At 63.5% G+C, this 23,926-nt stretch carries 22 protein-coding genes; 10 read left to right on the forward strand and 12 right to left on the reverse strand.

Annotation, left to right across the window (positions count from 1 at the left end; genetic code table 11):
- The first annotated feature begins 65 nt into the window (after nt 1–65).
- Nucleotides 66–656, forward strand: coding sequence for an NADPH-dependent FMN reductase (locus tag VGN68_RS12315; protein WP_327477073.1), 591 nt, complete (start codon nt 66–68; stop codon nt 654–656).
- Here VGN68_RS12315 and VGN68_RS12320 read toward each other — a convergent pair.
- Nucleotides 653–1,969, reverse strand: coding sequence for an MFS transporter (locus VGN68_RS12320; protein ID WP_327477075.1), 1,317 nt, complete (start codon nt 1,967–1,969; stop codon nt 653–655). The two genes, VGN68_RS12315 and VGN68_RS12320, sit on opposite strands and share 4 nt — an antisense overlap.
- A 111-nt stretch (nt 1,970–2,080) precedes the next feature.
- On the opposite strand from VGN68_RS12320, the gene VGN68_RS12325 reads away from it, so the two are divergent.
- Nucleotides 2,081–3,655: an amidase gene (locus tag VGN68_RS12325; RefSeq protein WP_327477077.1), complete on the forward strand. Its 1,575-nt coding sequence runs from the start codon at nt 2,081–2,083 to the stop codon at nt 3,653–3,655.
- A gap of 142 nt (nt 3,656–3,797) precedes the next feature.
- Here VGN68_RS12325 and VGN68_RS12330 read toward each other — a convergent pair whose 3' ends face one another.
- Nucleotides 3,798–4,283 (reverse strand): DUF2721 domain-containing protein, encoded by a 486-nt coding sequence (locus VGN68_RS12330; RefSeq protein WP_194953799.1) that lies wholly within the window; start codon nt 4,281–4,283, stop codon nt 3,798–3,800.
- Nucleotides 4,280–5,500 carry an LL-diaminopimelate aminotransferase gene (locus VGN68_RS12335; protein WP_327477082.1) on the reverse strand — a complete coding sequence of 407 codons (1,221 nt, stop codon included), beginning with the start codon at nt 5,498–5,500 and terminating at the stop codon, nt 4,280–4,282. Before VGN68_RS12335 ends, VGN68_RS12330 begins: the two co-directional genes overlap by 4 nt.
- Nucleotides 5,501–5,611: 111 nt before the next feature.
- Here VGN68_RS12335 and VGN68_RS12340 point away from each other — a divergent pair, with 111 nt between their 5' ends.
- From VGN68_RS12340 to clpS, 3 genes are all read left to right on the forward strand, one after another.
- A complete protein-coding gene (locus VGN68_RS12340; protein WP_327477084.1) occupies nt 5,612–7,387 on the forward strand; it encodes a class I poly(R)-hydroxyalkanoic acid synthase in 1,776 nt (591 codons plus the stop codon).
- A 122-nt stretch (nt 7,388–7,509) separates the two neighbouring features.
- Nucleotides 7,510–8,265 carry a phasin family protein gene (locus VGN68_RS12345; protein ID WP_327477086.1) on the forward strand — a complete coding sequence of 252 codons (756 nt, stop codon included), beginning with the start codon at nt 7,510–7,512 and terminating at the stop codon, nt 8,263–8,265.
- 199 nt (nt 8,266–8,464) lie between these two features.
- Entirely contained in the window at nt 8,465–8,827 is a 363-nt protein-coding gene (gene clpS, locus VGN68_RS12350) for an ATP-dependent Clp protease adapter ClpS (RefSeq protein ID WP_414713044.1), read from the forward strand.
- Nucleotide 8,828: 1 nt separating this feature from the next.
- Here clpS and VGN68_RS12355 read toward each other — a convergent pair whose 3' ends face one another.
- Nucleotides 8,829–9,320, reverse strand: coding sequence for a helix-turn-helix domain-containing protein (locus tag VGN68_RS12355; protein WP_327477091.1), 492 nt, complete (start codon nt 9,318–9,320; stop codon nt 8,829–8,831).
- Between the two features lie 194 nt (nt 9,321–9,514).
- Between VGN68_RS12355 and VGN68_RS12360 the strand changes: the two genes are divergently transcribed.
- Both VGN68_RS12360 and VGN68_RS12365 read left to right on the forward strand, forming a co-directional pair.
- The gene (locus tag VGN68_RS12360) at nt 9,515–10,246 is read left to right on the forward strand and encodes an SDR family oxidoreductase (protein ID WP_327477093.1); all 732 of its coding nucleotides are present in this window, start codon (nt 9,515–9,517) and stop codon (nt 10,244–10,246) included.
- On the forward strand, nt 10,240–10,845 hold the full coding sequence (locus VGN68_RS12365; RefSeq protein ID WP_327477095.1) for a 2-hydroxychromene-2-carboxylate isomerase: 606 nt from the start codon (nt 10,240–10,242) through the stop codon (nt 10,843–10,845). The genes VGN68_RS12360 and VGN68_RS12365 overlap by 7 nt, the downstream gene beginning before the upstream one ends.
- 116 nt (nt 10,846–10,961) lie before the next feature.
- Here the strand turns inward: VGN68_RS12365 and VGN68_RS12370 are convergent, their stop codons facing one another.
- Nucleotides 10,962–11,960, reverse strand: coding sequence for a DUF3011 domain-containing protein (locus tag VGN68_RS12370; protein ID WP_327477097.1), 999 nt, complete (start codon nt 11,958–11,960; stop codon nt 10,962–10,964).
- Between the two features lie 149 nt (nt 11,961–12,109).
- Between VGN68_RS12370 and murA the strand changes: the two genes are divergently transcribed.
- Nucleotides 12,110–13,393 carry a UDP-N-acetylglucosamine 1-carboxyvinyltransferase gene (gene murA / locus VGN68_RS12375; RefSeq protein WP_327477099.1) on the forward strand — a complete coding sequence of 428 codons (1,284 nt, stop codon included), beginning with the start codon at nt 12,110–12,112 and terminating at the stop codon, nt 13,391–13,393.
- Nucleotides 13,394–13,402: 9 nt separating this feature from the next.
- On the opposite strand, the gene VGN68_RS12380 is transcribed toward murA, so the two are convergent.
- From VGN68_RS12380 to VGN68_RS12395, 4 genes are read right to left on the reverse strand one after another with little or no spacing between them, the layout of a single operon-like run.
- Nucleotides 13,403–14,356, reverse strand: coding sequence for a DMT family transporter (locus VGN68_RS12380; RefSeq protein WP_327477102.1), 954 nt, complete (start codon nt 14,354–14,356; stop codon nt 13,403–13,405).
- Nucleotides 14,353–15,363, reverse strand: a complete 1,011-nt coding sequence (locus tag VGN68_RS12385) for a threonine aldolase family protein (RefSeq protein ID WP_327477104.1) — start codon at nt 15,361–15,363, stop codon at nt 14,353–14,355. The genes VGN68_RS12380 and VGN68_RS12385 overlap by 4 nt, the downstream gene beginning before the upstream one ends.
- A 41-nt stretch (nt 15,364–15,404) precedes the next feature.
- Nucleotides 15,405–16,172, reverse strand: a complete 768-nt coding sequence (locus VGN68_RS12390) for a hypothetical protein (RefSeq protein ID WP_327477106.1) — start codon at nt 16,170–16,172, stop codon at nt 15,405–15,407.
- 10 nt (nt 16,173–16,182) lie between these two features.
- Nucleotides 16,183–17,400 (reverse strand): argininosuccinate synthase, encoded by a 1,218-nt coding sequence (locus tag VGN68_RS12395; RefSeq protein WP_293976219.1) that lies wholly within the window; start codon nt 17,398–17,400, stop codon nt 16,183–16,185.
- 382 nt (nt 17,401–17,782) lie between these two features.
- Between VGN68_RS12395 and VGN68_RS12400 the strand changes: the two genes are divergently transcribed.
- Together VGN68_RS12400 and VGN68_RS12405 are read left to right on the forward strand one after the other, a co-directional pair.
- Entirely contained in the window at nt 17,783–19,849 is a 2,067-nt protein-coding gene (locus VGN68_RS12400; protein ID WP_327477113.1) for a S46 family peptidase, read from the forward strand.
- Nucleotides 19,850–19,940: 91 nt separating this feature from the next.
- Nucleotides 19,941–20,378, forward strand: a complete 438-nt coding sequence (locus VGN68_RS12405) for a DUF1801 domain-containing protein (protein WP_327477115.1) — start codon at nt 19,941–19,943, stop codon at nt 20,376–20,378.
- Between the two features lie 143 nt (nt 20,379–20,521).
- Here VGN68_RS12405 and VGN68_RS12410 read toward each other — a convergent pair whose 3' ends face one another.
- Genes VGN68_RS12410 through VGN68_RS12420 form a run of 3 tightly spaced genes read right to left on the reverse strand, consistent with a single transcriptional unit; the run spans nt 20,522 to nt 23,883 of the window.
- Complete coding sequence (locus VGN68_RS12410; protein ID WP_327477118.1) at nt 20,522–21,292, reverse strand: molybdopterin-dependent oxidoreductase; 771 nt, start codon at nt 21,290–21,292, stop codon at nt 20,522–20,524.
- Nucleotides 21,289–22,140, reverse strand: a complete 852-nt coding sequence (locus VGN68_RS12415; protein WP_327477120.1) for a cytochrome b/b6 domain-containing protein — start codon at nt 22,138–22,140, stop codon at nt 21,289–21,291. Before VGN68_RS12415 ends, VGN68_RS12410 begins: the two co-directional genes overlap by 4 nt.
- Nucleotides 22,141–22,176: 36 nt before the next feature.
- Entirely contained in the window at nt 22,177–23,883 is a 1,707-nt protein-coding gene (locus tag VGN68_RS12420; RefSeq protein ID WP_327477122.1) for a class I adenylate-forming enzyme family protein, read from the reverse strand.
- Nucleotides 23,884–23,926 lie beyond the last annotated feature (43 nt).

A 23,926-nucleotide genomic window follows, 5' to 3' on the forward strand; every position in this document is an offset into this window, starting at 1 on the left:
CCACCCTCGATGGCGATCAGCTTAGGGGACTTCCGCTCCGGCGCAAGCCGTGCCACCGTCGCGCCATGACCCGACACATCCTCGTCTTCTATGGCAGCTACCGCCGCGACCGACAGGGCATCAAGCTTGCGCAATGGCTCGTCGATGCCATCGTCGCCCGCGGCGACAGCGCCGAACTGATCGATGCCAAGGCGGTCGACCTGCCCATGCTCGACCGCATGTACAAGGAATATCCGAAGGGCGAGGCGCCGCCAGCGATGGCGGAACTCGCCGCCAAGATTCGCGCCGCCGACGGCTTCATCTTCGTCACCGGCGAATATAATTGGGGGCCGCAGCCGGGGCTGAAGAATCTGACCGACCATTTTCTGGAGGAATGGTTCTGGCGGCCCGCCGCGATCGCCTGTTACTCGGCGGGGCCGTGGTCGGGGGTTCGCGCGATGATGGGGTGGCGCGATACGCTCGGCGAAATGGGGATGGCCGTCACCTCGTCGATCCTGCCGGTCGGGCGGATCGGCGGCGCATTCGATGCCGACGGCCAGCCGACGGGCGAGGATGGGGCGCGGTTGGTCAAAAGCTTCCCGCGCTTCGCCGACGACCTCAATTGGTGGATCGACGCCGCCAAGGCGCAGCGCGCAAAGGTCGACCCGCCCTATTAACCCGACTTCAGCTCGGCCTTGAGTCGCAGGCTGGCGCGCCAGAAGAAGAACGCCGGGATCAACCCCAGCCAGGCGGCGCCATACAGCACCCAGCGCACGCTTTCCTGCCCCGCCACCGGCTGCAACGCATCGGACAGCACCCCGAACAGGAACGGCCCAAGCCCGAGCCCGATCAGATTCTGCCCGAACAGCATGATGGACGCCGCGACCGCCCGCGCACGCGGCTGGACCAGTCCCTGCACACAGCCATAGGCGGGGCCATAATAGGCCGAATTGAGGATCGTCGGGATGATCAGCATCGCGACCGCGACGCGCCAATCCTCCATATAATAGCCGAGGAACAGGATCGGCGCGGCAACCGCCATCCCATAGGCGGGAAAGGTCAGCAGATGCTTTTTGTCGCGCGGGCCATATTTGTCGGCCATCTTGCCGCCGAGCCACGTACCGAACGCCCCGGCCAACCCGAGCACGACGGCCATCGACAGGCCTGCTTCGGTCGTCGACAGCCCGTGGCTGCGAATGAAGAAGCTGATCGTCCACAGCGCCTTGCCATAGCCGAGCACGGCAACGACAGACGCGGCAATCAGAATATAGATGAAGGCGCGCGAGCTGAAAATTTCGCGCAGCGCTTCGCCAGTCGATAGCGGCACGACGGCGCGCGCTGTCGCGACCGCCTCCGCCGTCCGGCTGTGCCGCGGTTCGCGCATCACAAATAGCACCACCAGCGCCAGCAAAATCCCTGGCGCGCCAACCATCATCAACGCGATCCGCCAGCCATAGATGTCGTTGACCACCCCGCCGATGATCAGCCCGAGCAGTGACCCGATTGGCACGCCAAGCCCGTAAAAGGCGATCGCCGACGATCGCTTTTCGACCGGCACGCTGTCGGAGATCAGCGAATGCGCCGCGGGCGTACAGCCCGCCTCACCAACCCCGACCCCGACGCGCGCGAGCAACAGCTGAACGAAATTCTGCGCGAGCCCGCACACCGCGGTCATCGCCGACCAGATCGCCAGCGAGATGGCGATCAGCCGCACCCGATTCGTCCCGTCCTTGTCGGCGTAGCGGGCGATCGGGATACCAAGCAGCGCGTAGAAGACCGCAAAGGCCGGCCCCGCCAGCAGCCCCAGCTGCGTGTCCGAAAGCCCAAGATCAGCCTTGATTGGTTCGGCCAATATGTTGACGATCTGGCGGTCGAGGAAGTTGAAGATATAGACGATCAGCAGGATCCACAGCATCGTCCGGGTTTGCGCGGAAACCCCGTCGGCTGATGGCGCGGCGATGCCCCCGGCGAGGGCAGGCTTGTCAGTCATATCAATCTCCCGTCGCCATGGGAGCAGACCGGGGGGATCGGTGTCAACGCCGTTGCGGCATCCCGAAAATCGCCGCTTGCAATTGCCGCTACGGCTGGCAGCGTGTTGCCCATGCAAAAAATTTCGCTGCTCGCCGCCTCCGCGCTGCTGACGATCGCTCCCACAATGGCCATGCCGCCGCCCCTGCCGCCGGTCGAGGGCAAAGATGCCGCGACCCTGCAAGCCGAAATGGCCAGCGGCACGCTGTACGACAGCCTGCTGACCACCCTCTATCTCGACCGGATATCGAAGATCGATGATCATGGTCCGGAACTGAACGCCGTCATCGCCACCTTTCTGTCGGTCGAGCGCGAAGCCAAGCTGCTCTATGGCGAGCGCCATGCAGGCAAGCTGCGCGGGCCGCTTCATGGCATTCCCATCTTGCTGAAGGACAATATCGAGGCAAAGGGCGCGCTGCCGACCACCGCCGGTTCGCTGGCGCTGAAGGACAATGTCACGGGCCGCGACGCGCCGCTGGTGGCGCGGCTGCGCGATGCCGGGGCCGTCATTCTGGGCAAGACCAACCTCAGCGAATGGGCGAATATCCGTTCGAACAATTCGACCAGCGGGTGGAGCGCCATCGGCGGGCTGACCAAGAACCCGCACGCGCTCGATCGCAACACCTGCGGCTCGTCCGCGGGCAGCGCCGCCGCCGTGGCCGCTTCGCTGGCGCCGCTGGCGATCGGGACCGAAACCGACGGATCGATCACCTGCCCCGCCGGGGTCAACGGGATCGTCGGGTTCAAACCTACGGTGGGACTGGTCAGTCGTACCCATATCGTGCCCATCAGCCATAGTCAGGATACCGCGGGACCAATGACCCTGACGGTGCGCGACGCGGCGCTCGTGATGACCGTGATCGCGGGCAGCGACCCCACTGATCTGGCGACCGCCGAGGCCGACGCGCGCAAGGTCGATTACACCGCGGCGCTGTCGCCCGACGCGCTGAAGGGCAAGCGCATCGGCGTACTGCGCGACCGCATCGGCGACCGCGCCGACATTGCCGCGCTGTTCGATGCCGCGTTGAAGCAGATGACCGCCCTCGGCGCGACGGTGGTCGAGATCGCCGACAGCCGCAAAGGGCTGGAAGAATTGGGCGCCGCCGAGTTTGAAGTGCTGATGACCGAACTCAAGGCGGACATGGCGACCTATCTCGCGGGACTACCCAGCAAGGACGGCCCCAAAACCCTTGCCGACCTGATCGCGTTCAACAAGGCCAATCCCGCCGAACTGCAATGGTTCGACCAGTCATTGTTCGAACTGGCGGAGAGCAAGGGCGGGTTAGACAGTCCCGCCTATGTGACGGCGCGCGACAAGGCGGCCCGGCTCGCCGGACCCGAAGGCATCGACCGGTTGATGAAAGAGCATAACGTCGACCTGCTTGTCGGCGTGACCAACGGCCCCGCCTGGACGAGCGATCTGGTGAACGGGGATCACTATACCGGCCCCAGCGCTAGCCAGCTTCCGGCGGTCGCGGGCTATCCGCACCTGACCGTGCCGATGGGGACGGTGCAGGGGCTGCCGATCGGGGTCTCATTTATCGGTGGCAAGTGGACCGATGCTGAGGTGTTGGCGGCGGGCTATGCGTATGAGCAGGCGAGCCGGAAGCGGGTAAGCCCGACCTATCGAGTGGGCGTGGCGCCGTAAAAATCCTCCCTGTCGCGAAGCGATGGGGAGGGGGACCGCTTGCGAAGCAAGGGGTGGAGGGGCGGCGACGGTTACGTAAAAGCCCCTCCGTCAGCGCTTCGCGCTGCCCCCTCCCCATCGCTTTGCCACAGGGAGGATCGCTTCACCGTTTATCACGCCGCCGCTGCCAGCCCATTTCTTCCAGCTCCAGCAATTCCATCGGCACATGGATGGTACGGATCGCCAGCCGCACTTCGATCAGGAACAGCACCAGCGACACCAGCAACAACAGCATCGCCAACGCAAACACCCACGCCGCTGCCAAGCCCAGATTGAACCCGGCAAAGGCCTGCGCAAACAATAGCGCGACCAGGAAACAGACGACGATGCCGCACGCGACAGCGGCCGCGATCGAATTGTTGATCACGTCAATCCGCCGGTCGACCACGCGCAGTTCGGCGACGATACGCTCATGATCCTGCCCCTCGGTCTCGGCCCAGCGCTCCATCAGGACGCGCGACCGATCGATCACGCGCGCCAGCCGCCCGGTGAAGACGTTGAGCAGGCTGCCCGTCGCGACGAGCAGGAACACCGGCGTGACCGACAGCTGGATCGTCTCGGCGATCATCGCCGAGCCGGTCATGCTCATCCCTCGCCGCCCGCCGCGACCGACGGCGTGTTGATGCCATGCATCGCCAGGAATTTGCGGACATTGCGCGCGGCCTGACGGATCCGCTGTTCGTTCTCGACCATCGCGATGCGGACATAGCCCTCGCCGTCCTCGCCATAACCGACCCCCGGCGCAACCGCGACCTTGGCGTGGGTGAGCAGCTGTTTCGAGAACTCCAAACTACCCATTTCTTTGAGCGCGGGCGGGAGGGGTGCCCAAGCGAACATCGACGCCTTGGGGCTCGGAATATCCCACCCGGCGCGGCCAAAGCTTTCGACCATCACGTCGCGGCGCTTCTGATAGAGCTCGCGGTTCTTGGCGACGATATCCTGCGGCCCGTTGAGCGCCGCGCATGCTGCGGCCTGAATCGGCGTGAACGCGCCATAGTCGAGGTAAGATTTGACGCGCGTCATCGCCGCGATCAGCCGCTTGTTGCCGACCGCAAAGCCCATACGCCAGCCCGCCATCGAGTATGTCTTCGACATCGAGGTGAATTCGACCGCGACATCCTTCGCGCCCGGCACCTGCAGGATCGAAGGGGTCGGGTTACCGTCGTAGTAAAGTTCGGAATAGGCAAGATCGGACAACACCCAGACCTTGTTCTCTTTCGCCCACGCGACGAGCCGTTCATAGAACACAAGGTCCACTGCCTCTGCGGTCGGGTTCGACGGATAGTTTACGACCAAAATCGACGGGCGCGGGACAGTGAACGCCATCGCGCGGTCGAGCGCGCGCCAGTAATTTTCGTCCGGCGTCGTCGGTACGCTGCGGATCGTCGCCCCCGCGATGATGAAGCCGAAGGTGTGGATGGGGTAGCTGGGGTTCGGCGCCAGCACGACATCGCCCGGCCCGGTGATTGCGGTCGCGAGGCTCGCCAGCCCTTCCTTCGACCCCATCGTCACGACGACCTCGCTTTCGGGATCGAGTTCGACGTTGAAGCGGCGGGCGTAATAATTGGCCTGCGCCTTGCGCAAACCCGGGATGCCCTTCGACTGCGAATAACCATGCGCGTCGGGCTTCATCGCGACTTCGCACAATTTATCGATCACATGCTGCGGCGGCGGCAGGTCGGGGTTGCCCATCCCCAGGTCGATGATGTCTTCCCCCGCGGCGCGGGCGGCCGCACGCATCGCATTGACTTCGGCGATGACATAGGGCGGCAGGCGCTTGATGCGGTAGAATTCATCTTCGGACATGGGAAACTAGAACAACTCCTTTTCGTTATCGATATAGGTGCGAACGGCGCCTCGCCAGCCGCACCGCGGCTTGTTATAGGCTTCTATCGGCACTGACCAGCAGGAACGAACATGCGCGACGCAGGCACCAGCGACACGACCGACGCTCCCAACCCGTTTCTGCCGTCGCCCGACGACATGCAGCATTGGGCCAGCGTGATCGGGCGGGCGCAGCAGATGATGCTCGAATATGCGCTGGGTCAGGCCAATGACGGCAAGACCAGCGCCCCGGCGATGTTCGATCCCGCGACATGGCTCGAAAACCCGGCGACCCAGATGTGGGCGCAACAATCGACCAAGATGTGGGAACAAGGCGTCGCCTTCTGGACCTCGCTTGCGACCCTGAACCCGATGACCCCGCCCGCGTTGGAAACCGCGACCAAAGACCGCCGTTTTGCCGACCCCGATTGGGCGTCGAACCCGGTGTTTGCGATGATCCGCCAGACCTACGGCCTGCTCGCCGAACAGATGCTGACGACGACGCGCCAGTTCGAGGGGGTAGATCCCGCCGCGCGCGCCAAAATGGAGTTCGCTGCAAAAAGCATCGCCGATGCGATGGCGCCGACCAACCTCGCGCTGACCAACCCCGAAGTCATCAAGCGCGCGGTCGAAACGCGCGGCGAAAGCCTGCTTAAGGGCTTGCAAAATATGCTGACCGACCTGTCGCGCGGGCAGCTTAGTCATGTCGACCCGGACGCGTTCGAGGTCGGGGTGAATATCGCGACCACCCCCGGTAAAGTCATCCATGAGACTGACCTCTATCAGCTGATCCAATATACGCCGACGACCAAAGAGGTCTATGCCGTCCCGCTCCTCATCTTTCCGCCATGGATCAATCGCTTCTACATCCTCGATCTCAACCCGGCGAAAAGCTTTGTCGCCTGGGCAGTCGAACAGGGGCTGAGCGTGTTCATGGTGTCGTGGAAATCGGCCGACGCATCGATGAAAGACATTGTGTGGGACGATTACATCGCGGCGCAGGTCGATGCGATCGACACGGTGCGCGCGGCGCTCGATGTTCCGGCGGTTCACACCATCGGTTATTGCGTGGCGGGGACCACGCTGGCCGCAACACTCGCGATCCTTTCAGCAAAGGGCGAGGCCGATCGGGTGAAGTCGGTCACCTTCTTCACCGCGCAGGTCGATTTCGAGCAGGCGGGCGACCTCAAGATGTTCGTCGACGACAGCTATCTGGCATTGCTCGAACAGCTTTCGGCGCCCGGCTACCTCGACGGGCGCTATATGGCCGCGACGTTCAACAGCCTGCGCGGACGCGACCTGATCTGGAATTATGTCGTCAGCAATTATCTGCTCGGCAACGACTATCCGCCCTTCGACCTGCTCTACTGGAACGGCGATACCACCAACCTGCCCGCGAAATGGCACCGCCAATATCTGGTCGACCTGTACCGCGACAACCGCATGGTGATCCCGAACAGCCTGTCGGCATGCGGCACACCGATCGACCTCAGGAAAATCGAGACCCCCGCCTATATCCAGGCGGGACGCGAGGACCATATCGCCCCCCTCGCCAGCGTCTGGCGGTTGATGGACAATCTGGCCGGTGCCAAGACGTTCCTGCTCGCCGGATCAGGCCATATCGCCGGTGTGGTCAACCCGCCCGCCGCAGGCAAATATCAATACTGGACCGGCGACAGCAACGCCGCGACGCTGGACGAATTCATCGCGAGCGCCAGCGAGACCAAGGGCAGCTGGTGGCCGCACTGGATCGACTGGATTGCGGCGCAGGATGACGAAAAGGTCGCGGTCAAGGGCGCCCGCATTCCCGGAAAGGGCGCCAAAAAGGCCATTGAGGACGCCCCCGGCCGCTATGTCAAACAGCGGTAATATCTAGCGATTATCGTGCCTGCGGGCGGCGACGAGAATTTTTTTGTGCACCGCACAAAAATATCCTTGAAATCGACGAACCACTCCTATATTGTGCACTGCAACATAAAGGAGTTTTACCCATGGCTACCAAGATGGATAGTGCCGAAAAGGCTTTCGAAGCCGCGACGCTGGAAACCGCCGCCAAGCCGGTGGAAGCTCCGGCTGCCCCTGCCGTAGTCGCTGCTCCCGCAGCGGTGAAGGCTGCGGCCCCTGCCAAGATCAAGACGGTGAAGGCAAAAGCCAAGCCGACCGCAAAAAAGGCTGCTGCTCCCAAGGCAGTTGCCAAGAAGGTCGCCCCCAAGAAGGCGACCGTGCAGAAAATTTCCCCCAAGCTTGCCCCCAAGGCCGCGCCGAAGCCGGTTGCCGCCGTCAGCAAAGGAATCAAGACCATGAACGACACCGTCAAGAAATTCGCCGACGAAGCGAAGACCCGCACCGAAGCCCTGACCGCCGACTTCAACGAGAAGGCCAAGGAAGCGATGAGCAAGACCAGCAAGCTGGCCGAAGAAGCCGTCGAATTCAACAAGGCGAACATCGAAGCGATGGTCGAAGCCGGCAAGATCGCTGCCAAGAACATGGAAGTCCTGGGCCAGGAAGGCGTGACCTTCGCTCGCAAGAGCTTTGAAGACACGACCGCCGCGCTGAAGGGCTACACCTCGGTCAAGTCGCCGACCGAATTCTTCAAGCTCTATGCCGAAAACAGCAAGAAGGCGTTCGACGCCGCCGTTGCCCAGACCTCGAAGACCAGCGAACTGGTCGTCAAGATGGCTAACGACAGCTTCGCGCCGATCTCGAACCGCGTTTCGGTGATCACTTCGAAGATGAAGGCCGCTTAAGGCGCCTTTACCTTCTGTTGGCGCGGGCACCCTCCCCCTCCCCCCGCCTGCGCCGACACTCGCAAGACCGCTCGCTTCCCATGGAAGCGGGCGGTTCTTGTTTTGGTGCGACCAGCCGACCCGGCTGGCGAACAAGAGGTTAAAAACCGCGCGCGCGCCTCTTGCGCTTCGCCCGCGGCTTGCGATATTCCTGACCATGATGTTTCCCGTTTCGATCACCCCCCCTATCCGCGCCATGGCGGACAAGGACGACGGCTCGCCCGGCACGCCCGGCGTGGGCATCGCCACGCGCACTCGCGCCAAGGCCAAAAAGCCGTCGATGTACAAGGTGCTGCTGCTCAACGACGATTACACCCCGATGGAATTCGTCGTGATGGTGCTTCAGCGTTTTTTCAACATGGACATCGAACAGGCGACGCAGGTGATGCTGCACGTCCACCAGCAGGGCGTCGGCGTGTGCGGCGTGTTCAGCTACGAAGTCGCCGAGACGAAGGTCAATCAGGTGATGGACGCCGCGCGGCAGAACCAGCACCCGCTGCAATGCACGCTGGAAAAGGCGTAAACTAGACCGCGCGCCGCGCCCGCTCCGCCTTGAGCGCCGCCGACGGCTCGCCCTTCAAATCGCCATAGCCCAGCGGCTCGCCGCATCCCGGGCACACCACCGCGGTCCCTACGTCGGTGCCACACGCACGGTGGATGTAACGCATCGCCGGGCCGCCGCCCGTCTCCCCCTCGCGGTACGCCCAACGCTCGGCCCAGCCCCGCATGGCGTACAGGACATCAAACAGGTCCTTGCCCTTGTCGGTCAGCCAATAATCGTAGCGAACGGGGCGCTGCTGATACGCGCGCCGCTCCACCACGCCTTCGCTTTCAAGCAGCTTGAGCCGCGCCGATACGAGCTGCGGGCCGAGCCCGGTGTTCGCGGCAATGACCTCAAATCGCCGATTGCCGAAGAACAGGTCGCGCAGGATCAGCAGCACCGCGCGGTCGCCGAGCAGTTCGGCTGAGCGGCCAACGGGGCAAAAGGTGTCGGATAGAACGGTGCGTTTGGGCATCGGGTTAATCGACCTACGTCATTGCGAGCGAAGCGAAGCAATCCTGGGTAGCGTAAACCGCTCTGGATTGCTTCGCTTCGCTCGCAATGACGACATTCTTACGCGCAACCTCAACAGCTCTCTTTGGTGTCCCCAAAAATCTCTTGTCACTATGATTATCATAGTTACTATCGGACGCAAGAGGAGAGTCGCTTATGCCCAATCCTGCAGCCATCATCATCGGGGCCGGCGACGCCACAGGGGGCGCCATCGCCCGCGCGTTCGCGGCCGAGGGTCTGACCGCCTGCGTCAACCGCCGCGAACGCAACGCCGATCAGCTCGAAGCACTGGCGCAGTCGATCCGCGACGACGGCTATAGCGCCCGTGCCTTTCCGGCCGACGCCCGCGACGAAGCCGCAATGATCGCGCTGTTCGATCAGGTCGAGGCCGAGGTCGGCCCGGTCGAGGTCGCGGTGTTCAACATCGGCGCGAACGTCAATTTCCCCATCACCGAAACGACGGTGCGCGTTTACACCAAGGTGTGGGAAATGGCCTGCCTCGGCGGTTTCCTGATGGGGCGAGAGGCGGCGAAGCGGATGACCTCGCGCGGCCGCGGCACGATCATCTTTACCGGCGCCACCGCGAGCCTGCGCGGCGGGTCGGGCTATGCTGCCTTCTCGGGCGCCAAGGGCGCGCTCCGCATGCTCGCGCAGGCAATGGCGCGCGAACTGGGGCCGCAGGGCATCCATGTCGCGCACACCGTCATCGACGGCGCGATCGACACCGACTTCATCAAGGGCCGCCATCCCGATTTCGACAATGCCAAGGCGCAGGATCTGATCCTCAATCCCGCAGCCATCGCCGCCAATTATGTGATGCTCCACAATCAGCCGAAAAGCGCGTGGACGCATGAACTCGACCTTCGCCCCTGGGGAGAAAAATGGTGACCAAGACCCTCGAACTCATCTTCGATTTCGGCAGCCCCAACGCCTATCTGTCGATGAAGACGCTGCCCGAACTGCTCGACCGCACGGGCGCCGACCTGCTCATCACCCCGTGCCTGCTCGGCGGTATTTTCAAGGCGACGGGCAACAAGGCGCCGATGACCCAATATGCCGATGCCCCCGCCAAGCTCGCCTATGAGAATCTGGAGATGCGGCGTTTCATCGAAAAACATGGCTTGAGCAAATTTCGCCTCAACCCGCATTTCCCGGTCAACACGCTGACGATCATGCGCGGCGCGATCGTTGCCGACGAAGAGGGCGTGATCGACGATTACATCGACGCGGTGAACCGCGCGATGTGGGAGGACGGGCTGAAGATGGACGATCCCGAAGTGATCGCGACCTTCCTGTCGGCAAACGGCTTCGACGGCCCCGCGCTTCTGGGGCGGACGCAGGAGCCCGAGATCAAGGCGAAGCTGGTCGCCAACACCGACGCCGCGGTCGCGCGCGGGGCGTTCGGCATCCCGACCTTCTTTGTCGGCGATGCGATGTTTTTTGGCAAAGATCGGCTGCCACAGGTCGAAGAGGCACTGTTGGGGTAATCTCAGTCCCCAATATCGTCATCCCGGCGAAGGCCGGGATCTCCACAGGGCGTCATATCGCGACGGCGAGATCCCGGCCTTCGCCGGGATGACGACAAAAAGGGGCAAAACTCCCGCTACGAAAAATCGAGCTGGATGATGTCACTCGGCGTCGCGCGGCAATACATTTCGATCGGGCGGGCGCCGTCGGGGTAGGTCGCTGTCATCGCCGCACGGATGCGCCAACCGCCATTGCCCTGTTCGAGCGACACCAGCTTGTCATAGGACAGGCGAGTGCCGCCCGTCACTCCGATCTGGCGCGCTGCATCGGTCATGCAATTTTGCACCGACGGGCGCGCCGCGCTCGGCAAGCTGCTTAGATTCGCGCTGAGCGTCGCGGGCGGACCTGGAGGATAGGATGTCTCGGCGCTTTCGGGCGCTGCGGTTTCGGCCTTCTTTTTCTTTTGGCTGGCGAGCAATGCCAGCAACCCGCCAGCAACCACGATGCCGCCGATGATCAGTCCGGTGCTCGGCCCCTTGTCCTTTTCGGGCGCGATCGGCCGCACATTGCGGTACCCATAACCAAATTCCGCCCGGCAACCATTGTTCACCCAGACATAGTCATTGGTGTAACCCCACTGCCGCCCGGCATTGCATTTGCCGCCGAGCTTGCGCAGCAGATCGACACGGTTGCTGGTGGGCACATTGCATTGTTCATAGCGGTTGCTGCGCGATTCGCAGCGCAGCGTGCCCGCATAATCATCGACAGGTTGCGGCAACGGGGTCGGATAACCGCCGCCGCTTGCATAACCATAGCCGAATTCGGCGCGGCAGCCGCCCGACACCCAGATCTGGTTCGCGGTGAACCTCCAGTCGCGTCCCTTCGAACAGCGCCCGCCGATCACGCGCAGCAGATCGACGCGATTGTCGGTGCGGACGTTACAGCGCTGGATCTTGTTGTTGCGCGATTCACAACGGATCGTCCCCGCGTAACCCTGATACCCCGGTCGCGGCGGCTGGATCTGCGGCCCTCCCGGCTGAGGATAGGGATAGGTCGATTGCGGCATCGCCGGGACAGCTAACTGGCTGGCGATCAACGCCGTTGACGTAACGATCGTGACGATATTGCTCCGCATGACCTTCTCCCCCCGTGAAAAGCCGCTCAGATCGCACCGCCCGTGTTTGACCTGAATATAGTGATGGATAGTTTCACATTTCGCACTGGAAAGCCACGGCGAAAGGCGCGCCCGCTTGCGCGCCCGCGCCCGTGCGCTAAAGACGGAAAATGGATCAAATCGTCATTCGCGGCGGCCAGCGACTCAAGGGCCGTATCCCCATCTCCGGCGCCAAGAATGCGGCGCTCACCCTGCTGCCCTGCGCGCTGCTCACCGACGAGCCGCTGACACTGCGCAATCTGCCGCGACTGGCAGACGTCGACGGCTTTGGTCATTTGCTCAACCAGCTCGGTTGCTCAACGACGATCGAGGGTTCGCGGCCCGAGGATTTTGGCCGCGTGATGACCGCGCGCACGACGACGCTGACCTCTACCGTCGCGCCATATGACATCGTCCGCAAGATGCGCGCTTCAATCCTCGTTCTTGGACCGCTGCTCGCGCGCGCCGGCGAGGCAACAGTATCGCTTCCCGGCGGCTGCGCGATCGGCAATCGCCCGATCGACCTGCACTTGAAGGCGCTGGAAGCCTTTGGCGCCCAGATAGAGCTGACGTCGGGTTATGTGAAAGCCGTCGCGCCCGGCGGACGCCTTGCGGGCGGCAAGTTCACCTTCCCCGTCGTATCTGTCGGAGCGACCGAAAATGCGCTGATGGCTGCGGTCCTCGCCAAAGGCACCTGCGTCCTCAAAAATGCCGCACGCGAGCCTGAGATTGTCGACCTGTGCAACTGCCTGGTCGCGATGGGGGCACATATCGACGGCATCGGCACCGAAACGCTGACCATCGAGGGCGTCGATCGCCTGCACGGCGCCACCTACCGCGTGATGGCCGACCGCATCGAAGCGGGCAGCTATGCTTGCGCAGCAGTGATTACCGAGGGTGACGTCGAGCTGGTCGGCGCCAAGGCGGATGAGATGGAAGCCACACTGTCGGCGCTGCGTCAGGCAGGCGCCACGGTCGAGGAAACCAAGACCGGCATTCGCGTTGCGATGTCGGGCCGCGCCGAACCCGTGACCCTGTCGACCGCGCCCTATCCCGGCTTTGCCACCGACATGCAGGCGCAGTTCATGGCGATGGCGACGCTGGGCAAGGGCGCGTCACTGTTCACCGAAACCATCTTCGAGAACCGTTACATGCACGTTCCCGAACTGGCGCGCATGGGCTGCGACATCGATGTGCGCGGCCGCAGCGCCGTCGTGCGCGGTGTCGATCACCTTGTCGGCGCCCCCGTTATGGCGACAGACCTGCGCGCTTCAATGAGCCTGATTATTGCGGGCCTCGCCGCGCAAGGCACGACCGAGGTGAACCGCGTCTATCACCTCGACCGCGGTTACGAACGGCTCGAAGAAAAGCTCCAGGCGGTCGGCGCCGACATCGAACGGATCAGCGCGGGGTAACGCCTGCGTTCAATCGGTGTCGACAGGCACCGACACTGTATTCCCGCTGACCGACGGCCGGTCGGGTCGTTTGGCGACCGCGATCACCAGTCCAATCAGCGCGACGACCCCGCCGCCGATCGACAGCGGCGCCCAGCGATAACCCTCAAACAGCGTTGAAAAGCCCATCGCGATGATCGGGATCAACACGCTCGACCACGCCGCCTGCCCCGGCCCCACGGCGCGAATGATGTTGAAATAGAGCGGGAAGGTGACCGCGCTCGCGATCACGCCCAGATAAAGTACGCCGCCCAGATAGCTGGGGGTCATTTCAATCGTCGGCGGTCCCGTGGTTATCCAGGCAAACACCGCGTCACCCAGCGCGCCGAACAGCATGGCCCACGCGATCATCACCACCATCGACTGTGCGCGTGCGACGTTCGATCCCTGCATGACGTTGGACGCCGACGCGCTCATCACCCCGCACAACGTCAGCAAAGTACCGATCAGCACCTCTTCTGGGCCGACGTTTGCAGCGCGATATTCGTGGAGGATCATCATGCCGACGCCGACGATCGCGATCCCGGCGCCGAGCAGGAAGCGGCCCTCAAGCTTGGTTTTCAGGAACACGCGGCCGAGCAAGGTGTTCGGGACGATCAGCAGCGCAAACAGCACAGCGACCAGCCCGGATGTGATATGCTGTTCGGCGCGATAGACGAAGTTGAAGTTGAAGGCGAACTGCGCGAAACCGAGTAGCGCCGCGAACCACCAGCCCGGCCCCGACAGCGTCAACCGCTCGCCGCGCCACATCGCATAGGCAAACATCGCCGCCGCGCCGACGAAGAAACGATAGGCGACCGACCAGCTGGGCGGCACAACCCCGAGTTGCCCGGTGATCACGATCCACGTCGATCCCCAGATCAGGGTGACGAAGAGAAACGGGATTAATACGCGCGGCGTCAGCAGGCCGGGCGGCGCACTCACAGCGCCGCGATCGCGGCGGCGAGCGGCGCGACTGCGTCGGCGTCTTGATCCCAGCTGACCACCAGTCGCGCGGCGCCTTCGCCCCAATCGTAAAAGTCGAATCCGGCACTGCGCAATTTTGCAGCCTCGTCCGGCGTCAGCCGCACGAACAGCTCATTCGCCTCGACCGGGTGCATCAACCGGTCGCCGCACGCCGCGGCGAGCGTCGCCGCACCCGCATTGGCAGCACGCGCGTTGTCGAGCCACAAATCGTTGGTCAACATCGCGCGGATCTGCGCGGCGACGAACCGCCCCTTGCTGAGCAAATGGCCGCCGCGTTTCTTGAGCTCGCGAACCCCCGCCCCGCCGCTGCCGCCGAAAAACACGATCGCTTCGGCCATCATCGCGCCATTTTTGGTGAAGCCGAACGACAGCGCATCGACTCCGGCGCGCCAGGTGACGTCGGCCGGCGCGCAGTCGAGGAAAGCCACCGCGTTGGCAAAGCGCGCGCCATCCATGTGGAGCTTCATGCCGTTGGCGCGCGCGATCTGGCTGATCTCGCCAAGCTCGTCAGGGCGCCAGACGAGGCCATATTCGGTCGCATTGGTGATGCTGATCGCCGCGGGCTGCACCTGATGCACATCTTGGCGAATCCCTGCGATCCGCGTCTTCAAGGCTTCGGCGTCGATCTTTGCGCCGCGTCCCGGCAGCGTCATCAGTTTGGCCCCGCCGGAATAGAAGGTCGGGGCGCCGCATTCATCGACCTCGATATGCGCCTCCTCGTAACAGAGAATCCCCTGCCACGGCCGCACGAAATGGGCGAGAATGATGCTGTTCGCGGCGGTGCCCGTGGGGATCCACACGACTTCACAGTCGGTTTCGAACAATTCCGAAAAGGTCGCGTCGAGTGACTGGCTGAGCGCATCGCCGTCATAAGCGGTGTCGACATGATTGGCAGCCGCCAGCGCTTCCATCACCACCGGATGCACCGTTGCAGCATTGTCGGAGAAAAAGCGGGTCGCGGTCACGAATCGCGCCTTAGCGTAGGTCTGTCGGTCATGCTAACCCTTCATTTCGGTTGCGTTTCATTGACAGCCTCGCCGCCCGCCGCATCAGCAGCGCCCCCGGCAATTGTTGCACCCCCGGCGACACCCAGCCCGCCAGCCATGCCAACGCCGCCGCCGCCCATGCCGCCTCCCACGCCGCCACCGCGTCCACCGCCGCCGCCACCTTGACCGCGCCCCGAACCGCCGCCCTTGCCGCCGCCGCTCGACGGGCGGGTCGGGCCTTGCATCGGGATAACGACATCATCGGGCACCGGGTCGAGATCGAGCGCCTGTCGAATGAAATCACGCAGCGCGATCACCAGGTCGTGAACATGCACCGGCCGCCCATCGGCCAGTTCGCGCGCGGCGCGGCTCGCGAGGCGCACCTGATCCTCGGTGCCGAGCAGGATGATATCGGACAGCGCCGCTTCGACGGCATCGCGGATACGGCGCGGGCGGTCCGATTCGCCCTCGCTCGAATCGCCGTTCCCAGCTTCACCCGAGAGGTCGATGGGCGGCGCAGCTTCGCCGTCGACGGGCACAGGCCGCCGCATGTCGCGCAAATGCCGCGGGTCGACCGTCAGGTCGCCGGTGAACGAGCCGCCCAGCGTCTTGTACGCCGCCATCAGCGTGCGCAGCCGCTCGTTGATCTGGCGGTTCATCCGTTCGCGACGTTGCTGGATGGTCATCATCACCATCAGCCGGATGCCGACCCCGATCAGGGTGACGAGCGCCAGACCGAGTAACGTGGTGCCGATGCTTTGCCATGACGAGAAATCGAACAAGCGCATCGGCGTCTTCCTATCGGTCGCGTTTCGCCAGCAGCTTCAGGCGCAGAGCGTTCAGCTTGATGAACCCTGCCGCATCCTTCTGGTCATAGGCACCCGCGTCATCCTCGAACGTCACATGGCGCTCGCTGTACAGGCTGTTCGGCGACTTGCGGCCGACGACGTTCGCATTACCCTTGTAGAGCTTGAGCCGGACGGTGCCGCTGACCTTTTCCTGGCTGTGGTCGATCGCCGCCTGCAACATCTCGCGCTCGGGCGCGAACCAGAAGCCGTTGTAGATGAGCTCGGCATATTTCGGCATCAGCTCGTCTTTCAGATGCGCCGCGCCGCGATCAAGGGTGATGCTTTCGATGCCGCGATGCGCGCGGGCATAAATCTCGCCGCCGGGCGTTTCGTACATGCCGCGCGATTTCATGCCGACGAAGCGGTTCTCGACGAGGTCGAGGCGGCCGATGCCGTGCTTGCGGCCAAGGTCGTTGAGCGCTGCGAGCAGGGTCGCGGGCGACATCGCCTGACCGTTCAGTGCCACCCCGTCACCGCGCTCGAAATCCACCGTGATATATTCGGGGGTGTCGGGCGCGTCCTCGGGATTGACGGTGCGCGAATAGACATAGTCGGGGGTCTCGTCCCACGGATTTTCGAGGACCTTGCCCTCGCTCGATGTGTGCAACAGATTGGCGTCGGTCGAAAACGGGCTTTCACCGCGCTTGTCCTTCGGCACCGGAATCTGATGCTGTTCGGCCCAGGCGATCAGCGCGGTGCGGCTGGTCAGATCCCACTCGCGCCACGGCGCGATCACCTTGATGTCGGGGTTCAGCGCATAGGCCGACAGTTCGAAGCGCACCTGGTCATTGCCCTTGCCCGTCGCGCCATGCGCCACGGCATCGGCGCCGGTTTCCCTGGCAATCTCGACCAGTCGCTTCGAAATCAGCGGACGCGCGATGCTGGTGCCGAGCAGGTAATCGCCCTCGTAGCGCGCATTGGCGCGCATCATCGGGAACACGAAGTCGCGGACGAATTCTTCTTTCAGGTCGTCGATATAGATATGTTCGGGCTTGATCCCCATCAGCTCGGCCTTGGCGCGCGCGGGTTCCAGTTCCTCGCCTTGCCCCAGATCAGCGGTGAAGGTTACCACTTCGCAGCCATAGGTGACCTGCAGCCACTTCAGGATGACGCTGGTATCGAGTCCGCCCGAATAGGCGAGGACGACGCGCTTTATGGAATCGGACATGGCTGTACCTTTGGCGATGGGATGACGCGGGCGCGGCTAGCAGCCCCGCCCCCGCGACGCAACGCCCGCCATGCCCGCGGCGCGGAGCGGGAGGCGGAAGTTGTCAAACTTGTCACTCGTCTTTCCCCCCAAAATTCGTTGCCCGTGTGGAGCGCCCGCCGACGCGCCGTACAAGAGAAATGCGGCCATCTAGCGGAGCGCCCACACGATTTTGCTGACGATGAAAGCACCGCAGAACAATGTAGAAAAGGCCCACACGGTCCTATTTTATCGCGCCGTCGAAAGGCATTAGCTTTCGTTTGGCGTCATGCATATTCGCTTGGCCGCGCGGACGAGCGCCGCTAGTGTCCATTGAAACTATATGTCTTGGACGAGGAATTATATGCGCCTGACCCTTGCTTTCGCCACCGTTGCCGCCGCTTTTGCCGCCTCCGCTCCCGCCGCAGCCGAAGAAGGCATGTGGACCTTCGACGGCGTACCGACCGACGCGATCCGCAAGGCCTATGGCTGGGCGCCTGACGCCCAGTGGCTGGGCCGGACCCAGGCCGCCGCGGTGCGGCTGACCGGCGGCTGTTCGGCGTCGTTCGTGTCGAGCGAGGGGCTGATCCTGACCAACCATCATTGCGTCATCAGCTGCCTGCAAAATCTGTCGACCGCCGACAGCGACCTGGTCGCCGGCGGCTTCAACGCTGCCGACCGGGCGCGCGAGCGCCAATGTCCGGGGCAGCAGGCCGAGGTCGTCACCTCGATCACCGACGTGACTGGCGACATTCAAGGCGCGATTGCGGCGCTGACCGGCGAGGCGCTGGTCAAAGCCCGCGACGCGCGCATCGCCGAACTGGAGTCGGCCGGCTGTACCGACCGCGCCAAGACGCGCTGCCAGGTCGTCACCCTGTTCGGCGGCGGCCAGTACAAGCTGTATCAATATCGCAAATATAGTGACGTCCGCATCGCATGGGCGCCCGAGTTTCAGGCGGCTTTCTTTGGCGGCGATCCCGACAATTTCAACTTCCCGCGCTACGCGATGGATGCGGCTTTCCTGCGCGCCTATGAGGACGGCAAGCCGGTGGCGACGCCCACTCACCTGAAGTGGAACCCGCGCGCGCCGCAGGAAGGCGAGATCACCTTCGTCGTCGGCAACCCCGGTTCGACCCAGCGCCTGCTGACCGAAACGCAGCGTGAGTTCCAGCGTGCCGAGCGTCTGCCGCTGACGCTGATCCTGCTGTCCGAATTTCGCGGCCGGTTGATCGCCAACATGGAGGGCGATGCCGCCAAGACGCGCGAAGGCGGGGACGAGCTGTTCGGATATGAAAACAGCTTCAAGGCGCTGTCGGGACAGCTGCGCGCGCTCAACGATCCCGCCTTCACCGCCAAGCTGGCGGCTGAGGAAGCCGACCTGCGCGCGCGGGTCAAAGGCAATGCCGAAATCGCCGATCCCTGGTCGGAGATCGACAAGGCCATGGCCGAGCGGCGCAACACCTATCTCGACAGCGTATTCCTGCAAAGCGGCCCTGCCAGCTATTCGACGCTCGCCGGCTATGCCCAGACGCTGGTGCGCGCCGCGGCCGAGCGCGGCAAACCGAACAGCGAACGCCTGCCAGGCTTTACCGACTCGGCACTGCCGCTCACCGAAAAGCGGCTGACCGACCCGGTGCCAACCTATCCGTGGCTGGAAGAGCTGGGCGTCGGTTTCTGGGCCAGCAAGGCGCGCGAATATCTGGGCGCCGACAATGCCGACGTCAAAGCGCTGCTCGGCAAGGAAAGCCCCGAAGCCTTGGGCAAGCGGCTCGTCGCCGGAACGAAGCTCGCCGATCCCGCCTATCGCAAGCAATTGTGGGAAGGCGGCGCCGCGTCGATCGCTGCATCGGACGACCCGATGATCCGCTTTTTCGCCCAGCTTGACCCGCGCGCCCGCGCGATCAAGACCGCGGTCGACCGCGATTATAACGCGCCGGTCACCGCGGCGCAGGCGCGGCTCGCAAAGGCCCGTTTCGCTGCCTATGGCGACAAGCTCTACCCCGACGCGACCTTCACGCTGCGCCTGTCCTATGGCCAGGTGAAGGGATGGACCGAGCGCGGCAAGCCGGTGCCGTCAACCACCATGATGGGCGGCACCTACGACCGCGCGACGGGGCAGCTCCCCTACAAGCTCGCCGACGGCTTCGTGAAGGCCGAGGCGCAGATCGACAAGAACACCGTCTATGACTTCGTCACCACCAACGACATCATCGGTGGCAATTCGGGATCGCCGGTGATCGCGCGCGACGGCAGCGTGATCGGGACTGCTTTCGATGGCAATATCCACTCGCTGGGCGGCAACTTCGGTTACGACGGCACGCTGAACCGGACGGTCGCGGTATCGACCGCAGCGATCCAGCAGGGGCTGGAGAAAATCTGGCCCGCCCCGGCGCTGGTCGCCGAGCTGGCAGGCAAGCGCGCGCGGCGCTGACGGGCTTTCGGCGCGCGGACGGCAGGTCCGTCCGCGCGCCGACTGGATTTTCTGAACCGCGGCGCTATCCTCCACCAAGGGGAGACGCGCGATGGGCAAGACCGAGATCAAGACCAAAGCCACCGAAGTCGGCGTCGCCGATTTCATTGCCGCGGTGCCCGACGCGCGGCGGCGCGAGGAGGCGGCGGTCATTGATGCGATCCACCGCCGGGTGACAGGGCTGGAACCCAGGATGTGGGGGCCGTCGATCATCGGTTACGGCAGCTATGACTACAAATATGACAGCGGCCGGTCGGGAACCATGTGCCGCGCCGGGTTCAGCCCGCGCAAGGCGGCGATGACAGTTTATCTGATGGGGAACTATTGCAACCGGCAGGACGAGGCCGACGCGCTGTTCGCGCGGCTGGGCAAGCACAAGACCGGCAAGTCCTGCCTGTATATCAACAAGCTGGCCGACGTCGATCTGACGGTGCTGGAACAGCTGGTGGCGCTCAGCTGGGACAGCATGAACGAGTTTTATCCCGCCTAGAGCATTGTGCGTTAAATCTGGATCATCACCCCACTCCGTTCGTGCTTAGCTTGTCGAAGCACCGCTCTTTCTTTCAGCGTCCCAAAAAAGAACGGCCCTTCGACAAGCTCAGGGCGAACGGTTCAGATTTAACGCACCCGGCTCTAGATCCCCGCATACCATTCATAATCGATGCGGTCTTCCCAATAGCCGCCCTTGCCCGCACCAATGCCGTCGAGGCTGGCGACCGCTTCGATACCGGTCACATATTTGGCATGCTTGTAACCCAGCTGGCGTTCGATGCGCAGCCGCAGCGGCGCGCCATTGGCGATCGGCAGAACCTTGTCGTTCAACGCCCAAGCCAGAATCGTCTGCGGATGGCGCGCATCGACCATGTCGCAGCTTTCGTAGTAGAGCGCATCGCCGATGCGGTCGGCGCAGCGGAAGACGATGTAACGCGCGCTGTCCTTGACTCCTGCTGCCGTCAGGATGCGCGACAGCTGCACCCCCGTCCATTGGCCGATCGCGCTCCACCCCTCGACGCAGTCGTGGCGGGTGATCTGGGTGCGCTGCGGCATCGCGCGAATATCGGCCAGCGACAGCGACAGCGGCCGCGTCACCAATCCGGTCACCGCGACGCGCCAATCGGCAAACCCGCTGGCCGCATGGGCGGCATAGGCGGCGCCAGCGGGCAGGCGGGTGCCATTGGCGCGAAAAATCGGTGACAGATCGGCACGGCTGAACTCGCGCGCCAGGGCATTGCGGTCGATCAGCGCGCGCTGGCTCGCGCGGTTCATCTCCTCGCCCATCGACAATATCTTGCGCACCGCGGGCGCTTCGTTGATCGCATCGCAAGCCGACAGCATCGGCAGCGTCGCGGCGAGGCCGCCGACCCGCGCGATCAGCTGTCGCCGTGGCATCGTAAAGCTTGTCATGCGCGCTCCCCTCGCTCGGGCGGCAGACGGAACCAGCCGGTCACCATCGACCGGATCTCATTCACCGGCCCCGCCAGCAATACCATGGCGATATGGACAAAAAAGAATGCGACCAGCGCCCATGCCGCGATGAAATGGATCGAGCGTGCCGACTGGCGCCCGCCGAACAGGTCGAGCAGCCATGGCGCCCCCGCATTGACGCCCGGCGACATGGTGAGGCCGGTCGCGATCATTATTGGCAGCAGGATGAAGATGACCCCGATATAGCTTAATTTTTGCAGGATGCCGTAGCGCGCAGCTTCCTCGCCCCTTGGAAAGCGCAGCCGCGCATGTTGCTTGATGTCATGCCAGATGTGGCGCGGCGACCATTCGCCGCGGCGGACATGCAGGTCTTTTTTCAAATGCCCGCCGAACGCCGTCCACAGCATGTAAAGCGTCAGCCCGATCGACAGCACCCAGGCAAAGAACAGATGCCAGCGCCGCGCGTCGGCCAGATTGTAACTCGTCGGAATCGTCGCCCAACCGGGAAACGCCCACGTTTTCTCAACCCCTTTTGCATCGGTCCAGCGGCCCAGCACGCCGGTCGTTTCGACCCTGAGCGACCCGATCCGCAAATAGCCGCTGTCGGGCGTCGAGCCGATCACCAGCCAGGCAGGGTCGTTGTTCGCACCATATTCGCCCCAATACAGCCGCGGATGCGCGTTAAAGATCATCAGCCCGCTCATCAGCAGGATCAGCAGCGTCGCGGCATTGATCCAGTGCCAGATGCGCGTCGCGCGCCGGTGGCGATAGACGCGCACCGGCGCCGTTGCGATAGGCGCCGACGGAGCGGCGGGAGTTTCAGCCATGGCCATGATCCCGGTTCGCTCCCCGACGAGAAAAAGTTACGCGGCGACCTCCGCGGCATATTCGGCGCGATAGCGATTGCGCAAGCTGACCTTGTCGATCTTTTCGCTGCCCAGCTTGGGCAGCGCGTCGTTCGACATCCAGATTTTGCAAGGCACCTTGTACGGCGCGAGCCGCGCGCTGAGGAATGAGCACATATCCTCGGCCGTGAGGGTGCTGCCGGGCTTGACCCAGATTACCGCGCCGACCACTTCACCCAGCCGCTCGTCGGGCAGGCCGAACACCGCGCATTCGTTGACCTCGGCATGTTCATAGATGGCCGCTTCGACTTCCTGACAGCTGATATTTTCGCCGCCGCGGATGATGATGTCCTTCTTGCGATCGACGATGTACAAATAACCGTCCTCGTCGACATAACCCAGATCGCCGGAGCGGAAATAGCCATTGTCGAAGAACGCCGCTTTGGTCGCGGCGGGATTGTTCCAATAGCCTTCGAAATTGGCGACCGACCGAATGCACACTTCACCGACGCTGCCCTGCGGCAGTTCGTTGCCATTGTCGTCGAGGATCGCCATGTCGACCAGCGGTTTCGACGCCGGCCCGGTCGACATCGGCTTGGCGAGGTAATTTTCGTTGATGATCCCGCACCCGACCGCGTTGGTTTCGGTAAGGCCATAGCCGAGCAGCGGCTTGCCCTCCCCCATTTCGGTCGCGAGCCGTTTGACATGCTCGGGCGGCCGCGCCGCGCCGCCGCCCGCATAGCTTTTGCACGTCGACAGGTCGTAATTTTTGCGGTTGGGATGGATCATGATCTCATAGCTCATCAGCGGAACGCCGACGAAATAATTGCATTTCTCGTCCTGAATCAGCCGCATCGCCTCTTCGGCATTCCATTTCGGCATCAGCACCAGTTTGCGGCCGAGCGCGAAGCTTTGCAGGAATACGGGGATTTCCGCGGTAACGTGGAACAGCGGGGTACAGATCAGGGTCGCGGGCTGGATGTCCGACATCTGACCGTCTTCGGTCAGCAGGTGGACGATGCTGGCGGTCTGCGTCACATAGTTGAAGATCGCTTGCACCACCGCTTCGTGGCGCGAATAGGCGCCCTTCGACTGGCCGGTCGAGCCCGAGGTGAACAGGATCGTCGCCAGATCCTGTCCGGTCAGCACCGGCAATACCGTCGCGGCGCTGCCGCCGGCGCCGGTGATCGGCGCGATCGCCTGATCGATCGGCTGGCGAATATCCAGCGTGATGACCTTGGCGCCATGCGCAACTTCTTCGAGCCGGGCCGCACGCTGTTCGTCGGCGATCACCAGCTTGGTCTCGCTATCAACGATGCCCGCCGCCAGCTCGCCGCCCTGCCACCAGCCGTTGAGCAGGGTCGCGCAGCCGCCCGCGAGCAATATGCCGATATAGGAAACGCACCACGCATTGGCATTGCGCATCGCCAGTCCGACCCGGTCGCCGCGCTGGACGCCATAGCCGTCGATCAGCCCCGCCGCGACCTGGCGCGCCGCCATATAGACCTGTTTGAACGACAGCCGTTCGTCGCCTTCGACCAGGAACGTCGCGTCGCCATGCTGCATCGCGAAATAGGCGACATAGTCGGCCAGATTCGTCGGCGCGTTGGTGATGAAGGGAAGCTGTCGGCCGAAGCGTTCGACGGACCCGACCTGGATCGGTCCGCCCGGACCGGTGATCAGATTATAGGCGGCTTCCAGGCGCAAATCGAGCGCTGATGGCATCTTGTATCTCTCCTCTTGGTCTCGCTGGCCTAACCCCTTATGG

The sequence above is a fragment of the Sphingopyxis sp. genome (genome assembly GCF_035998965.1).
In the GTDB taxonomy this organism is placed as follows: Bacteria; Pseudomonadota; Alphaproteobacteria; order Sphingomonadales; family Sphingomonadaceae; genus Sphingopyxis.

Bases quoted from the DNA above. Each gene is read 5' to 3' on its own strand.
- VGN68_RS12415 (WP_327477120.1), bottom strand. From the start codon at position 22,140: ATGGCTGAAACTCCCGCCGCTCCGTCGGCGCCTATCGCAACGGCGCCG.
- VGN68_RS12335 (WP_327477082.1), bottom strand. From the start codon at position 5,500: ATGTCCGAAGATGAATTCTACCGCATCAAGCGCCTGCCGCCCTATGTC.
- VGN68_RS12400 (WP_327477113.1), top strand. From the start codon at position 17,783: ATGCGCCTGACCCTTGCTTTCGCCACCGTTGCCGCCGCTTTTGCCGCC.
- VGN68_RS12325 (WP_327477077.1), top strand. From the start codon at position 2,081: ATGCAAAAAATTTCGCTGCTCGCCGCCTCCGCGCTGCTGACGATCGCT.
- VGN68_RS12320 (WP_327477075.1), bottom strand. From the start codon at position 1,969: ATGACTGACAAGCCTGCCCTCGCCGGGGGCATCGCCGCGCCATCAGCC.
- VGN68_RS12340 (WP_327477084.1), top strand. From the start codon at position 5,612: ATGCGCGACGCAGGCACCAGCGACACGACCGACGCTCCCAACCCGTTT.
- VGN68_RS12345 (WP_327477086.1), top strand. From the start codon at position 7,510: ATGGCTACCAAGATGGATAGTGCCGAAAAGGCTTTCGAAGCCGCGACG.
- murA (WP_327477099.1), top strand. From the start codon at position 12,110: ATGGATCAAATCGTCATTCGCGGCGGCCAGCGACTCAAGGGCCGTATC.
- VGN68_RS12405 (WP_327477115.1), top strand. From the start codon at position 19,941: ATGGGCAAGACCGAGATCAAGACCAAAGCCACCGAAGTCGGCGTCGCC.
- VGN68_RS12370 (WP_327477097.1), bottom strand. From the start codon at position 11,960: ATGCGGAGCAATATCGTCACGATCGTTACGTCAACGGCGTTGATCGCC.
- VGN68_RS12360 (WP_327477093.1), top strand. From the start codon at position 9,515: ATGCCCAATCCTGCAGCCATCATCATCGGGGCCGGCGACGCCACAGGG.
- VGN68_RS12365 (WP_327477095.1), top strand. From the start codon at position 10,240: ATGGTGACCAAGACCCTCGAACTCATCTTCGATTTCGGCAGCCCCAAC.
- VGN68_RS12410 (WP_327477118.1), bottom strand. From the start codon at position 21,292: ATGACAAGCTTTACGATGCCACGGCGACAGCTGATCGCGCGGGTCGGC.
- VGN68_RS12395 (WP_293976219.1), bottom strand. From the start codon at position 17,400: ATGTCCGATTCCATAAAGCGCGTCGTCCTCGCCTATTCGGGCGGACTC.
- clpS (WP_414713044.1), top strand. From the start codon at position 8,465: ATGTTTCCCGTTTCGATCACCCCCCCTATCCGCGCCATGGCGGACAAG.
- VGN68_RS12315 (WP_327477073.1), top strand. From the start codon at position 66: ATGACCCGACACATCCTCGTCTTCTATGGCAGCTACCGCCGCGACCGA.
- VGN68_RS12330 (WP_194953799.1), bottom strand. From the start codon at position 4,283: ATGAGCATGACCGGCTCGGCGATGATCGCCGAGACGATCCAGCTGTCG.
- VGN68_RS12355 (WP_327477091.1), bottom strand. From the start codon at position 9,320: ATGCCCAAACGCACCGTTCTATCCGACACCTTTTGCCCCGTTGGCCGC.
- VGN68_RS12420 (WP_327477122.1), bottom strand. From the start codon at position 23,883: ATGCCATCAGCGCTCGATTTGCGCCTGGAAGCCGCCTATAATCTGATC.
- VGN68_RS12390 (WP_327477106.1), bottom strand. From the start codon at position 16,172: ATGCGCTTGTTCGATTTCTCGTCATGGCAAAGCATCGGCACCACGTTA.